Below are 12,987 nucleotides of genomic sequence, written 5' to 3'. Positions count from 1 at the left end.
CGGTCGAACTGGACTACAGTGGTGTCAACAGCGACGGGCGTGAGGAACGAGACGATGACAGAGGACCGGCAGATTCAACACCGCGACAAGCGCTTCCGCGACGCACAGGGCAACGTGTCCGAAGATCACTTGACGCGTCGCCAGAAGCAAGTGCTGGAGGTGATCCGCAAGTCGGTCCGCGACCGCGGCTACCCGCCCAGCATCCGCGAGATCGGCGACGAGGTGGGCCTCACCTCCACCTCGTCGGTGGCGCATCAGCTGCGGACGCTCGAACGCCTCGGCTTCCTCCATCGTGATCCGAACCGGCCGCGCGCGGTGAACGTGCAGGGCGCCGAAGAGCGCACGGCACAGGTGATTCAGCGGGTCATGGAGGACGAGGAGCGCATGCCGGAGCCGGCCTTCGTGCCGGTCCTGGGGCGCATCGCCGCCGGCGGCCCGATCCTGGCGGAGGAGGCCGTGGAGGAGATCTTCCCGCTTCCCCGCGAGCTGGTCGGCGAGGGATCGCTGTTCCTGCTCAAGGTGGTGGGCGAGTCCATGGTCGACGCGGCCATCTGCGATGGCGACTGGGTGGTGGTACGGCAGCAGTCCGTGGCCGACAACGGCGACATCGTGGCCGCGATGCTCGACGGGGAGGCCACCGTGAAGACCTTCCGTCGCACCGGCAAGGACGTCTGGCTCATGCCGCACAACCCCGCGTTCGATCCGATCCACGGCAACGACGCCGTGGTGCTGGGCAAGGTCGTCACCGTGATGCGCAGGATCTGACCGCCCCCGCCCGTACGACGAGGCCCCCGCCGGAATCCCGGCGGGGGCCTCGTCGTACGGGCGATCTCAGCGGGTGGCCTCCGCGTACCGGTGCAGATGATCGGTGGCGGATCCGAATTCGGTCTCGATCGCGGTGAGGCGCTTGAAGTAGTGGCCGATGGCCAGTTCCTCCGTCAGGCCCATGCCGCCGTGCAGCTGCACGGCGTTCTGGCCGATGAATCGGGCCGCGCGGGCGATGGTGACCTTCGCCGCCGAGACGCCGCGGCGCCGTCGCTGCTCGGTACCGTCCAGGTTCAGTACGGCGAGGTAGGTGGCCGCCACCGCCTGCTCCAGCTCCAGTGACATGTCCACCATGCGATGCTGCAAGGCCTGGAAGGAGCCGATCGGGACACCGAACTGCTTGCGCTGCTTGGCGTACTCCACGGTGTCCGCCACCACGCGGCGCATGATTCCCACGGCTTCGGCGCACACCGCCGCGGCACCGTCGTCGAGGGCGCGTTCGATCACCGGCCAGGCCCGCCCCGGGGTACCGAGCAGCGCGGACGCCGGAACCACCACATCGGTGAAGGTCAGATCACCCGTGTGGTGATCGTCGATGGTCCGGAAGTACTGGGCGGTGATGCCGGCGGGCGGAGCCTGCGGATCGAACTCCAGCAGGAACAGCGACAGGCCCTCCCGGTCGAGCCGTTCCCCCGTGGTGCGCGCGGCGACGATGAGGTGGGTGGCCAGCGGAAGGTCGGCCACCACGATCTTGGCGCCGCAGAGCACGTAGCCATCGCCCTGCGCCGTCGCGGTGAGCTGGACGTCCCAGGGCTCGCGGCCGGAATCGGGCTCGGTGAGCGCGAAGGCGATCCGGGCCTCCCCCTCGGCGATCCGTTCCGCCACCGTGTCGGCAGCGGTGCCACCGGCGCCGGTGAGCAGGGAGCCACCCACCACCGCGGTGCCGATGTAGGGCTCGACCACCAGGGAGCCGCCGAGCGCCTCGCTGATCACCATCATCTCCTCCGGGCCACCGCCGAGGCCGCCCACGGACTCGGGCAGGGTCGCGGCGAGAATGCCCAGTTCGGTGGCGAAGGCCCGCCACACGTCCGGCTGCCAACCGGTGGCCGAGCGCGCCGCCTGCCGCGATTCGAGCAGCGGGTACCGGCCCGAGAGGTACGCGGTCACGGAGTCGCGCAGCAATGTCTGTTCGTCGGTGAGTGTGAAGTCCATTTACAGCCCCAATGCCGCTTTCGCCAGGATGTTCCGTTGAATCTCGTTGGAGCCGGCGTAGATCGAGCCGGCGCGATCGTTGAAGTAGCGCAGCGGTGCCACGGCCTGCCAGAGGTCGCCGCTGTGCGCGCCGTCGGCCGGCGGGATGTACTCCACCACCGGTCCGCCGGGCCGGGTCACGTGCGGCTGGTACACCCGGCCGCGCGGCCCCGCGCTCTTGTGGATGAACTCGGTGATCGCCTGGCTGATCTCGGTGCCGAGGATCTTCAGCATCGACGACGCGGGCCCGGGATTGCCGCCCGCCGAGAGCACCGCCAGCGAGCGGTGTTCGAGGATCTCCAGCACATCGACCCGCGCACGCAGCTCGGCGAGACCGAGCTCGAAGTCGGGATCCTCCGCCAGTGGCTTTCCGGCGCGGCCGGGCACCGTCTTCGCCTGTTCGGCGAGGCGGTCGAGTGAGACCTCCAACCACGGGGCGGAGGCACCGCCGCCGCGTTCGAATTCGAGGAGGTACTTGGCCACCGTCCAGCCCTCGTCGATCTCGCCCAGGACGTTCGCCTTCGGCACCCGCACCTTGTCGAAGAAGACCACGTTCTGCACCTCCTCACCGGAGGCCATGACCAGCGGCTGGATCTCGATGCCGGGCACCGTCATATCGAGCAGGATGAACGTGATCCCCTGCTGTTTGCGCTCCTGCTTGGACGTGCGGACCAGGGCGAACATCCAGTTCGCCTCGCGGGCGTGGGTGGTCCAGATCTTCGAACCGCTGAGCAGGAAGTCGTCGCCGTCGGACTCGGCGCGCATCGACAGCGACGCGAGATCGGATCCCGATTCGGGCTCGGAGTAGCCCTGGCAGAAGAACACCGAGGCGTCGAGGATGCCGGGGAGGAAGAACTTCTTCTGCTCCTCGGTGCCGAACTTGATGATGGCGTGCGCCACCATCCGGATCCCCATCGGCGAGAGGAAGGGCGCCCCGGCCAGCACGGATTCACGCGAGAAGAGGTAGTGCTGCGCCACCGTCCAGTCCTGGCCGCCGTACTCCACCGGCCACGCCGGCGCGGCCCAGCCGCGCTCGTGCAGGATCGCCTGCCACTGCAGACTGGCCTCGTGGTCGGAGTAGACGCTGGTGGCCAGATCGCCGGCCGCGCGCAGGTCCGCGGTGAGATGCGTGTCCAGGAACGCGCGCACGTCGTCCCGGAACGCCTCCTCCTCCGCTGTGAACTTCACATCCATGCAGGATTCTCCTCAGCTGAACTTTTGACACCCGCCAACGGGCGAGACAAAATAGGATTATGTCTCATCCTGACCGATCTGCCAACCAGCTCGCCCTGATCCAGTGCGCGGCCGAGTGGTTCCGCGACGGCCGCCGGGTGGACATCGGCCAGCTCGCCTCGGCACAGGGGGTGGGCCGTGCCACGGTGTACCGCTGGTTCGGAAGCCGCGAACACGTCGTGGGGGAAGCGATCTGGTCGGGCATCGCGCAGGCCATCGTGCGCGTGGAGGCCGACGAGCCGGTGCGCGACCGTGCTGCCTTCCTGCGCGCCTTCGATCGGCTCGCGCACGAGGTGCGCAGCTATCCCCCACTCGCCCGGTTCGCGGCCGACGAGCCCGAGTTCGCGATGCGGGTGCTGCAGTCCGGCGGCAGCGTGGTGCAGGCCCGGCTGATCGGATGGGTGCGGGACTGGCTCACCGAGATCGGCGTGCCGCACGCGGAGGACGTGCACGGGGTGTCCGCCGACGATCTCGCCTACGCGATCGTGCGGCTCGCGGAATCGTTCCTGTGGTCGGACATGATCATCGGCACCGAGCCCCAGCCCGGGAAGGCGACACCGATGGTGGAACTGCTCCTCCTGGGCGCCGAGACCTCGGCGGACCGCTGACCTAGCCCGAGACGATCCCGACCACGAGATTGATCGCCGTCGCCAGGATCAGGGTGCCGAAGACGTACGACAGCAGGCAGTGCCGCAGCACCACGCTGCGGATCTCCCGCGACGAGACCGAGGTGTCGGACACCTGGTAGGTCATGCCGAGGTTGTAGCTGAAGTAGAAGAAGTCCCGGTACGCCGGCGGATCGTCGCTGTTGAAGTCGATGCCTCCGGGGGTGTCGCCGCGGTCGCCGTAGAACAGGTCGGCGTACTGCGTGGCGTAGGTCAGGTGCAGCGCAGCCCACACCGAGAACGCGGCGATCAGCGCCGCCGCAGCGGCGGCGTCCTTGTTCTCGGATTCGCCCGCCACCAGCAGTGTCACGATCGCGACCAGGCCGCTCAGGGCGATCACCGCCACCACGAGCTCGGTGACCTTGGGCCGGAAGTCCTCCCGCTGCACCGTCGCCCGTGTCGAGTCGGCGTCGAGCGGCCACAGCACCATCCACCCGGTGATGACGAAGGCCGCGGCCGCCGCCCCGATCCCGGCCAGCACGCCCAGTGTCGGATCCACCAGGAACCCGACGGCACCGGTCACGATCACCCCGACCAGGAGCGCGGACGCAAGACGCGTTCCGGCCGACAGCGGTGGGCCCGACGGGGTTCGACTCATGCGTCGATTCTGCGCGACTACCCCGGGAACTGCGACAGCAGGCCCGCGAGAGGGCCCGGGACACGAGCGGTGATGCGCGTACCGTCGGCCTCGTGCTCGGTCGTGAGGATCGTGCCCTCGGCATGGATCCGCGCCACCAGATCGCCGCGCTCGTAGGGCACCAGCGCGGTGACCTCCACATCGCCCGCGGTGATCAGCTCCGTCATTCGCGCCAACAGCTCGTCGATGCCCTCACGGGTGTGCGCCGAGACGAACACCGCCTCGGGCAGCGCCACCCGCAGCTGGGCGAGCACCACCGGATCGGCGGCGTCGATCTTGTTGATCACCAACAGTTCCCGCGGAAGCGACGCCTCACGCTCCCCCGCGACATCGCGCAAGACGTGCCGCACGGCGTCGATCTGGCGCTGCGGCATCGGATCGCTGCCGTCAACCACGTGCACCAGCAGGTCGGCGTCGACGACCTCCTCCAGCGTGGAGCGGAAGGCCTCGACCAGCTGCGTGGGCAGGTGCCGCACGAAGCCGACGGTGTCGGTGAAGACCACATCGCGGCCGTCGGTCAACGTGCCGTGCCGGGTGGTGGGATCGAGCGTCGCGAACAGCGCGTTCTGGACCAGCACCCCGGCGTCGGTGAGCGCGTTGAGCAGGCTCGACTTGCCGGCGTTGGTGTACCCGGCGATGGCCACGGCGGGCACTCCGGAGCGGCGGCGGGCCCCGCGCTTGGTATCGCGGGCCTGCTTCATGCCCTTGATCTCGCGGCGCAGCTTCGCCATCCGCTCGCGGATGCGCCGGCGGTCGGTCTCGATCTTCGTCTCACCGGGACCACGCAGGCCCACGCCGCCGTTACTGCCCGCGCGGCCACCGGCCTGCCGGGACAGGGCCTCACCCCAACCACGCAGCCGCGGCAGCATGTACTCCATCTGCGCCAGGCTCACCTGGGCCTTACCCTCCCGGGAGGTGGCGTGCTGGGCGAAGATGTCGAGGATCAGCGCGGTGCGGTCGATCACCTTGACCTTCACCACCTTCTCCAACGCGTTGAGCTGTGCGGGAGTGAGCTCGCCGTCGCAGATCACGGTGTCGGCGCCGGTGGCGAGCACCACCTCGCGCAGCTCGTGGGCTTTGCCCGAGCCGATGTAGGTGGCGGGGTCCGGGCGGTCGCGGCGCTGGATGAGGCCCTCGAGGACCTCGGAGCCCGCGGTCTCGGCGAGCGCCTTGAGCTCGGCGAGCGAGGAATCCGCCTGCGCCGCGGAGCCCTCGGTCCACACGCCGACCAGGACCACCTGCTCCAGGCGGAGCTGCCGGTATTCGACCTCGGTGACATCGTCGAGCTCGGTCGAGAGACCGGCGACGCGGCGCAGCGACGAGCGCTCTTGCAACTGGAGTTCACCGACGGTGGGCTGCGCCCGATCGATCGGCTCCCAGGTATCTGTGTCTGTCATATGCCTCCAGTGTGGCACGCGGACACGTCCGAGGTCACGCGGGTTTTCGCCGAGCGAACGCGGTCAGGCCCCCTGGGCGGAGGTCCGGACGGTGCCGGTGGCCACGATGCGGCTCGGCCCGCGCAGGGTCGCGCCGTCCGCCCCGATGGTGACGGTGACCGTCCCGCCCGGGACGTGCACGTCCACCGCGCCCGTCTCCAGTCCGGCGGCGCGCAGGGCGGCGACCGCGGCCGCGACGGTGCCCGTTCCGCAGGACCGGGTCTCGCCCGAGCCGCGCTCGTGCACCCGCATGTGCACGGCGCCGTCGGCGAGCGGGGTGAGCACCTCGACGTTCGTGCCGTGCGGGAACAGGCCGTGATCGAAGGTGGGCGCGGTCTTGACGTCGAGATTCCGCAGATCCTCGAGGGTGAGTCCGGGAACCACGCAGGCCAGGTGCGGATTGCCCACGTCGACGGCGATACCGGCGAGATCGCGGCCGTCCACGCCCGCCGACGAGGCGCCGAAGACGGTGGTCGGCCCCATCGCCACGGAGACCTCCGCCGCCTCGGGATCGGCGTGATGCACCACGACGGCCCGGGCGCCCGCCCGCGATCCGACCACGAACTCGGAGCCCGGTACCAGCGACGAGGCCGCCAGGAAGTGCGCGAAGACGCGCACCCCGTTGCCGCACATCTCGGCGACCGAACCGTCGGAGTTGCGGTAGTCCATGAACCAGTCCTCGCGCCCCACGCCCGCCGGCAGCGCATCCAGCACACCGGCGTCCCGCAGGTCACCCGCGCGCGCGACGCGCAGCACACCGTCGGCCCCGATACCCGCGCGGCGGTCGCACAGCGCCGCCACGAGTCCGGGCGTGAGATCGATGTCGACCGAGGGGTCCGGCAGGATCACGAAATCGTTCTCCGTGCCGTGTCCCTTGAGGAAATCCATGCCGTCAGTCTACGGCCGCCACGGCGCCGAACGATGGGCGGTGAGCGCGGCGTCGAGCAGGTCCTCCCGCGCGGCGTCGAGCCACACGACGCGGGGGTCGCGCCGGAACCACGAGCGCTGACGCCGCACGTACCGGCGGGTGCCGATGAACGTGAGTTCCCGTGCCTGATCGAGGTCGTATTCGCCGTCGAACGCGGCCAGCACCTGGGCGTAGCCGATGGCGCGCGACGCGGTGACGCCCTCGCGCAGCCCCGCGGCCTCCAACGCCCGCACCTCGTCCGCGAGGCCACCGTCGAACATCGCTCGGGTCCGCAGGTCGATCCTGGCGTCGAGCAGGTCTGTGTCGCGGTCGAGTGCCACGATCGCCGTGTCCCATCGGGCGGGCCCGATCTCGGGCGCCGAGGCTGCGAAGGGCTCCCCCGTGATGGTGACGACCTCGAGCGCCCGCACGATCCGCCGGCCGTCGGTGCTGAGGATCTTCGCCCCCGCCGCGGGGTCGAGAGCCGTGAGTTCGCGGTGCAGGGCGAGCGGGCCGATCTCGGCGAGCCGGTCCTCGAATCGCCTGCGCACCTGAGGATCGGTGGCGGGAAAGCTCCACTCGTCGAGCAGGGCCTGGTAATACATCATCGAGCCGCCCACGATCACCGGCGTCCTCCCCGCCGCCAGCAGCGCCTCCACATCGGCGCGAGCCCGCTCCTGATACGCGGCGACCGTGGCGGTCTCGGTCACGTCGAGCACATCGAGCTGATGGTGGGCGATGCCGCGACGCTCTACTTCGGGGAGCTTCGCGGTGCCGATGTCCATGCCGCGGTACATCTGCATCGCGTCGATGTTGATGATCTCGCCGCCGAGCCGCTCCGCCAGGTCGAGCGCCAGATCCGATTTGCCGGTCGCGGTGGGACCGACGACGGCGACGGGGCGCACCGTCATCCCGCCCCGCCCGTCGCCACGAGGTAGCCCACGCCGAAGGGCGCGTCGCGGTACAACGTGCGCACGACTCCGGTGCGGAGGGCCTCGGCGGCGGCGACCCACTCCGGTGCCAGGCCGTCGGTCGGGGCACCGTCGCACACGGCGGCACACTCGGCGGCGAAGATCTCGGCGTCGTCCGGGCGGAAACCGCCGGGCGCGCGCTCGGTGAGGGTGTTCGGACCGTCGAGCACGAAGACGGTGCCGTCCGCGGGCTCGTCCGGGCCGACGATCCGTGTCGACGCGGCGGTGCGCCCCCGCAGCCACGCCGCGATGAGGAGCGGCAGCGGCCACCGCGGATCGGGGGCCGCATCGCCCGACGGTGCGCCCGGCGCCCCCGTGACCAGCACATCGGCGCCGTATCCGGCGAAGGTCCCGGCGCCCTCGCGGCTGGTCAGCGGCTCGGCGCCGATGATCCGCCAGGTAGCCGCGCGCGCACCGAGCCACGTACCGGCGGCGACGACGGCGGCGCGCAGGCGATCGGCCTCGGGATCGCCGGGAACGCCGACCAACTCGGGCACGAGCAGCGGAGCGCCCGGGATCACGATCGCGGGCCCGGAGCGGGGCGGAATGGAATGCACGACGAGAACGCTAATCGATCGCGCCGGACCGGCCACGGAGTGATTCAATGGACTGCAGGTCCACAGGGTGTGGGCCCAGACGACCGGCAGCCGTGACGCGCGGCGCAGACGACAAGGGGAAACCACCGTGGCCGAGAACGACCCGATCGCACCGAGCGCGCCGAAGCCTCACCCCGGGCCCAAGCCGCATCCGGGGCCCCGCCCCGCAGTGCCTCGCCCGCACGCCCCGGCGGTTCCCGCCGCTCGGGTACGCCCCGCATCGGATCCAACGAAGTTCGGCCGCGTCGACCCCGACGGCACGGTGTACGTGACCTCCTCGGCCGGTGAGCGGCCGGTCGGTTCCTGGCAGGCCGGCGAATCCGCCGAGGGCCTCGCCCACTTCGGCCGCAAGTACGACGAGCTGGCCACCGAGGTCGAGGTGCTCGAGGAGCGACTGGCCAGCGGCACCGGGGATCCGAAGAAGGTGCGCAGCGCGGCCCAGCAGATCGCCGACGGGCTGCCGACGGCCGCCGTCGTGGGCGACCTGGACTCCCTCGCCGCACGGGTCGGCGCGCTGCTGACCGGTGCGGACACCGCGATCGTCACGGCGACCGCCGACCGCGAGAAGGGTCGCGCGGAGGCCATCGCCCGCAAGGAGGCACTCGCCGCCGAGGCCGAGCAGATCGCGTCCGACTCCACCCAGTGGAAGACCGCGGGCGACCGGATGCGCGCCCTGCTGGACGAGTGGAAGACGATCAAGGGCGTCGACCGCAAGACCGACGATGCCCTGTGGAAGCGCTACTCCAAGGCACGCGACGCCTTCAACAAGCGGCGCGGCGCCCACTTCGCCGAGCTCGACCGCGAGCGGGCCGGAGCCAAGGCCCGCAAGGAAGAGCTCATCGCCGAGGCCGAGAAGCTCAAGAACGACACCACGTGGGGTGAGACCTCCGCGAAGTTCCGGGATCTGCTGTCGAAGTGGAAGGCCGCCGGCCGCGCGCCGCGCGACACCGACGATGCGCTGTGGGCCCGGTTCAAGGGCATCCAGGACGAGTTCTTCGCGGCCCGCAACGCCGCCGCCAATGAGCGCGACGCCGAGTTCGCCGAGAACGGCAAGGCCAAGCAGGCCCTGCTCGACGAGTACGCGCCGCGGATCGATCCGGCGCAGAACCTCAGCGGATCGAAGGCCGCTCTGCGCGAGCTGCAGGACAAGTGGGAGGCCATCGGCAAGGTCCCCCGCGAGCAGATGGGATCGCTCGAGGCCGGCATCCGGGCGCTGGAGAAGAAGGTCAAGTCGGCCGACGACAGCCAGTGGCGCCGCACCGACCCCGAGGCCACGGCCCGCGCCGCGCAGTTCCGCGAGCGCGTCGCGCAGTTCGAGGACCAGGCCGAGAAGGCGGAGAAGGCCGGCAAGAAGAAGGACGCCACGCGGCTGCGGGAGCAGGCGCAGCAGTGGCGCGAGTGGGCTGACGCCGCCGAGAGCGCGGTCGAGAACCGCTAGTCGCGCCGTGTTCGTCCGGAGCCTCTCGGTCTCACCGGAGCGAGGCCGGGGCCTGCCGGCATGGGTCCGTTCGGTGCCCGCGTTGGCACCGCTCATGGCCGGTGGGGAACTGCCGCTCACCGCTCCCCTGACCTTCGTGGTCGGCGAGAACGGCTCCGGGAAATCGACGCTGGTCGAGGCGATCGCCGAACAGTTCGGGCTCGACGCCCGCGGCGGTCGCGCCGCCAAGCTGGGCGGCAATCTCGATACCCCCAAGACTCCGCTCGGCGAGGCGCTACGCCTGGACCTGACGATGCGCGGCCTGGCGATGCGCCGCGGACCGCGCACCGCACGGCACGGCTTCTTCCTGCGTGCCGAGACGGTGCTGGAGATGAACGAACGCTTCGCGGGAAAGCTCGGCTACTGGTCCGACGACGTCGAGCACCAGAGCCACGGCGAGGGCTTCTTCACCATTTTCGAGACCATGCTGACCGAGCCCGGGTTCTACGTCTTCGACGAGCCCGAATCGGCGTTGTCCTTCCACTCCTGCCTCCGGCTGGTCGCCCTGCTCGGGCAGCTCCGCGCAGCGGGATCGCAGATCATCTGCGCCACCCACTCCCCGATCCTGGCGGCGACGCCGGGCGCGCAGATCGTCGAGCTGCGCCCGAGCGGTCCCGCCGACAGCGCCTGGGAGGACCTGGCGGTGGTGCAGCATTGGCGGCGCTTCCTGAACCAGCCCGAGACCTACCTGGGCGAACTGGTGACCGCGCCCGAGGCACCCCAGCCGGAGGCGCCGCGCACCGTCGCCCCGGGTGAGGAGGAGGCGTTCATCGCGCGCCTGCGGGAACGGATCTACGGCGCGGACTGAGCTACTGCTGATCGGTGGAGGGGCGCTCGGCCTGGACCGGGCGGTGCACGCCGATGTTGTTGGTGCGGGCGAAGCCCTCCCACTTCTCGGCGGCGTCGCGACGCTCCTGCTCGGCCGCGCGCTGGAAGGCGGTGCGCGCCCAGATGGTCTTGATCCACACGATCGCGAGCACGATCATCGCGAACCAGCCGAGCAGCAGGCCGATGCCGGCGCCCGACGGCGGCTCGCCGTGCAGGCCCGGGGTCTGCCGCGACCACACGGACAGCAGGCCGAAGACGAATCCCACGCCGCAGCCGGCGCCGGCGATCACCGCGAGCACCCAGCGGCGGGTGAGCACCGCGGCACCGGAGGCGATCACGCCGAACAGCACCTCGAGCCACACGAAGATCTTGGAGACGATCACCAGCGAGCTGTTGTCCGCGTGCGCATCACCCATGAGGATCTGCAGGCCCGTGACCGAGCCGGTGTGCGGCAGCGCGAGCGAACCGATGACGACGAGCACCGCCACGGCGGCCACGAGGATCCGCGGACCGGGCTCGAACTCGCCCGCGAGCTTCTTCTCGACGGACTCGACCTGCGTGCGCAGTTCCTCGAGCTCTTCGGCGCTCTGCGGGTTCTCGCTGTCGGCGTTCATGGGCTCCATTGTCCACCCCGGGCGGGTCGTTGTCTCCTACAGGTCGTCGTAGAGCTCGTCAGCAGGTCGAGCAGCCCGTCGATGCGGGCTCCGCGGCCGCGGCGGGACGCCCCACCGGCGGCAGTCCGAGCCCGACCCCGACGGGCGCGGTGACCGGCGTGATCGACGCCTCGACGTTGTCGCCCGCGCGGGTGCGGCGATGCGTGAGGACGCCGCCGTCCGCCACCAAGTGGTGCGGCGCGGCGCCGGTGATCTCGACCTCGACCACGTCACCGGGGCGGATGTCCTCGCGCCCCGCGAAGTGCACGAGCCGGCCGTCGCGGGCGCGGCCGGACATCCGTTTGGTCTCGGCGTCCTTGCGGCCCTCGCCGAGCGCGACCAGGAGCTCGACGCGGCGGCCCACCTGCTTCTGGTTCTCCTCGAGCGTGATCCGCTCCTGCAGCGCGATGAGCCGGTCGTAGCGCTCCTGCACCACCTTCTTCGGCAGCTGGTCGGGCAGGTCCGCCGCGGGCGTGCCGGGACGGATCGAGTACTGGAAGGTGAAGGCGGAGCTGAACCGCGCCTTCTCCACCACGTCGAGGGTGGCCTGGAAGTCCTCCTCGGTCTCCCCCGGGAAGCCGACGATGATGTCGGTGGTGATCGCGGCGTGCGGAATGCGCTCGCGCACCTTGTCGAGGATGCCGAGGAACTTCGTGCTGCGGTAGCTGCGCCGCATGTCCTTGAGCACCTTGTCGGAGCCGGACTGCAGCGGCATGTGCAGCTGCGGGCAGATGTTCGGGGTCTCGGCCATCGCGTCGATCACGTCGTCGGTGAACTCGGCGGGGTGCGGGCTGGTGAACCGCACCCGCTCCAGGCCCTCGATCCGGCCGCAGGCGCGCAGCAGGTCGGCGAAGGCGGCCCGGTCGCGCGGAATCTCGGGGTCGGCGAAGTTCACGCCGTAGGCGTTAACGTTCTGCCCGAGCAGGGTGACCTCGGAAACGCCCTGGTCGACGAGGGCCTGCACCTCGGCCAGGATGTCGCCCGGGCGGCGGTCGACCTCCTTGCCACGCAGGCTGGGGACGATGCAGAAGGTGCAGGTGTTGTTGCACCCGACGGAGATGGAGACCCAGCCGGCGTAGGCGCTCTCGCGGCGGGCGGGCAGGGTCGACGGGAAGGCGTCCAGCGCCTCCTTGATCTCGACCTCGGCCTTGCTGTTGTGCCGCGCCCGCTCCAGCAGGGTGGGCAGCGAGCCGATGTTGTGGGTACCGAAGACCACGTCGACCCACGGGGCCTTGTCGACGACGGTGCCGCGGTCCTTCTGGGCCAGGCACCCGCCGACGGCGATCTGCATGCCCGGCCGCTCGCGCTTGACGGGCGCGAGGTGGCTGAGGTTGCCGTACAGCTTGTTGTCCGCGTTCTCGCGGACCGCGCAGGTGTTGAAGACCACGAGGTCGGCCTGCTCGTCGCCGTCCGCGCGCACGTAGCCGGCGTCCTCGAGCAGGCCCGACAGGCGCTCGGAGTCGTGCACGTTCATCTGACACCCGTAGGTACGGACCTCATACGTGCGGCTCTGGTGGGCGGATTCGATCACCTCACCAGGATATCGGCAGGAGCAAATCGTTCGATTC

Annotated in this window: 13 protein-coding genes; 4 read left to right on the top strand and 9 right to left on the bottom strand. The window is 70.5% G+C overall.

The window, feature by feature from the left end:
• The first annotated feature begins 54 nt into the window (after positions 1-54).
• A complete protein-coding gene (gene lexA, locus ABD108_RS13930) occupies positions 55-765 on the top strand; it encodes a transcriptional repressor LexA (RefSeq protein ID WP_255585822.1) in 711 nt (236 codons plus the stop codon).
• Positions 766-831: 66 nt separating this feature from the next.
• Here the strand turns inward: lexA and ABD108_RS13925 are convergent, their stop codons facing one another.
• Positions 832-1,977, bottom strand: a complete 1,146-nt coding sequence (locus tag ABD108_RS13925; RefSeq protein ID WP_343930575.1) for an acyl-CoA dehydrogenase family protein — start codon at positions 1,975-1,977, stop codon at positions 832-834.
• The gene (locus tag ABD108_RS13920; protein ID WP_220659146.1) at positions 1,978-3,210 is read right to left on the bottom strand and encodes an acyl-CoA dehydrogenase family protein; all 1,233 of its coding nucleotides are present in this window, start codon (positions 3,208-3,210) and stop codon (positions 1,978-1,980) included.
• 59 nt (positions 3,211-3,269) lie between these two features.
• Between ABD108_RS13920 and ABD108_RS13915 the strand changes: the two genes are divergently transcribed.
• Positions 3,270-3,857 carry a TetR/AcrR family transcriptional regulator gene (locus ABD108_RS13915; RefSeq protein ID WP_305110815.1) on the top strand — a complete coding sequence of 196 codons (588 nt, stop codon included), beginning with the start codon at positions 3,270-3,272 and terminating at the stop codon, positions 3,855-3,857.
• 1 nt (position 3,858) lies between these two features.
• On the opposite strand, the gene ABD108_RS13910 is transcribed toward ABD108_RS13915, so the two are convergent.
• The 5 genes from ABD108_RS13910 to ABD108_RS13890 form a co-directional block, all read right to left on the bottom strand.
• On the bottom strand, positions 3,859-4,512 hold the full coding sequence (locus ABD108_RS13910; protein ID WP_220659148.1) for a DUF1345 domain-containing protein: 654 nt from the start codon (positions 4,510-4,512) through the stop codon (positions 3,859-3,861).
• 17 nt (positions 4,513-4,529) lie between these two features.
• The gene (hflX, locus tag ABD108_RS13905; RefSeq protein WP_220659149.1) at positions 4,530-5,948 is read right to left on the bottom strand and encodes a GTPase HflX; all 1,419 of its coding nucleotides are present in this window, start codon (positions 5,946-5,948) and stop codon (positions 4,530-4,532) included.
• A 63-nt stretch (positions 5,949-6,011) separates the two neighbouring features.
• Positions 6,012-6,875 carry a diaminopimelate epimerase gene (gene dapF, locus ABD108_RS13900; RefSeq protein WP_343930573.1) on the bottom strand — a complete coding sequence of 288 codons (864 nt, stop codon included), beginning with the start codon at positions 6,873-6,875 and terminating at the stop codon, positions 6,012-6,014.
• 9 nt (positions 6,876-6,884) lie between these two features.
• Positions 6,885-7,805: a tRNA (adenosine(37)-N6)-dimethylallyltransferase MiaA gene (gene miaA, locus ABD108_RS13895; protein ID WP_343930572.1), complete on the bottom strand. Its 921-nt coding sequence runs from the start codon at positions 7,803-7,805 to the stop codon at positions 6,885-6,887.
• Positions 7,802-8,422 (bottom strand): class III extradiol ring-cleavage dioxygenase family protein, encoded by a 621-nt coding sequence (locus tag ABD108_RS13890; protein WP_343930571.1) that lies wholly within the window; start codon positions 8,420-8,422, stop codon positions 7,802-7,804. Before ABD108_RS13890 ends, miaA begins: the two co-directional genes overlap by 4 nt.
• Before the next feature lie 127 nt (positions 8,423-8,549).
• Between ABD108_RS13890 and ABD108_RS13885 the strand changes: the two genes are divergently transcribed.
• Positions 8,550-9,899 (top strand): DUF349 domain-containing protein, encoded by a 1,350-nt coding sequence (locus tag ABD108_RS13885; RefSeq protein WP_220659152.1) that lies wholly within the window; start codon positions 8,550-8,552, stop codon positions 9,897-9,899.
• 73 nt (positions 9,900-9,972) lie between these two features.
• A complete protein-coding gene (locus ABD108_RS13880) occupies positions 9,973-10,746 on the top strand; it encodes an AAA family ATPase (protein ID WP_343930570.1) in 774 nt (257 codons plus the stop codon).
• 1 nt (position 10,747) lies between these two features.
• On the opposite strand, the gene ABD108_RS13875 is transcribed toward ABD108_RS13880, so the two are convergent.
• Both ABD108_RS13875 and miaB read right to left on the bottom strand, forming a co-directional pair.
• On the bottom strand, positions 10,748-11,380 hold the full coding sequence (locus tag ABD108_RS13875) for an Rv2732c family membrane protein (RefSeq protein ID WP_220659154.1): 633 nt from the start codon (positions 11,378-11,380) through the stop codon (positions 10,748-10,750).
• Between the two features lie 58 nt (positions 11,381-11,438).
• Positions 11,439-12,950, bottom strand: coding sequence for a tRNA (N6-isopentenyl adenosine(37)-C2)-methylthiotransferase MiaB (gene miaB, locus ABD108_RS13870; RefSeq protein WP_374758727.1), 1,512 nt, complete (start codon positions 12,948-12,950; stop codon positions 11,439-11,441).
• Positions 12,951-12,987: the final 37 nt, after the last annotated feature.

The organism is Tsukamurella strandjordii (assembly GCF_039525985.1).
Taxonomy (GTDB): Bacteria; Actinomycetota; Actinomycetes; order Mycobacteriales; family Mycobacteriaceae; genus Tsukamurella; species Tsukamurella strandjordii.
This window is presented reverse-complemented; position numbering and strand designations above follow the sequence as displayed.

Excerpts from the sequence above, each read along its gene's own strand:
- dapF (WP_343930573.1), bottom strand. The coding sequence starts at position 6,875 with ATGGATTTCCTCAAGGGACACGGCACGGAGAACGATTTCGTGATCCTG.
- ABD108_RS13925 (WP_343930575.1), bottom strand. The coding sequence starts at position 1,977 with ATGGACTTCACACTCACCGACGAACAGACATTGCTGCGCGACTCCGTG.
- ABD108_RS13910 (WP_220659148.1), bottom strand. The coding sequence starts at position 4,512 with ATGAGTCGAACCCCGTCGGGCCCACCGCTGTCGGCCGGAACGCGTCTT.
- lexA (WP_255585822.1), top strand. The coding sequence starts at position 55 with ATGACAGAGGACCGGCAGATTCAACACCGCGACAAGCGCTTCCGCGAC.
- miaA (WP_343930572.1), bottom strand. The coding sequence starts at position 7,805 with ATGACGGTGCGCCCCGTCGCCGTCGTCGGTCCCACCGCGACCGGCAAA.
- ABD108_RS13875 (WP_220659154.1), bottom strand. The coding sequence starts at position 11,380 with ATGAACGCCGACAGCGAGAACCCGCAGAGCGCCGAAGAGCTCGAGGAA.
- hflX (WP_220659149.1), bottom strand. The coding sequence starts at position 5,948 with ATGACAGACACAGATACCTGGGAGCCGATCGATCGGGCGCAGCCCACC.
- ABD108_RS13920 (WP_220659146.1), bottom strand. The coding sequence starts at position 3,210 with ATGGATGTGAAGTTCACAGCGGAGGAGGAGGCGTTCCGGGACGACGTG.
- ABD108_RS13915 (WP_305110815.1), top strand. The coding sequence starts at position 3,270 with ATGTCTCATCCTGACCGATCTGCCAACCAGCTCGCCCTGATCCAGTGC.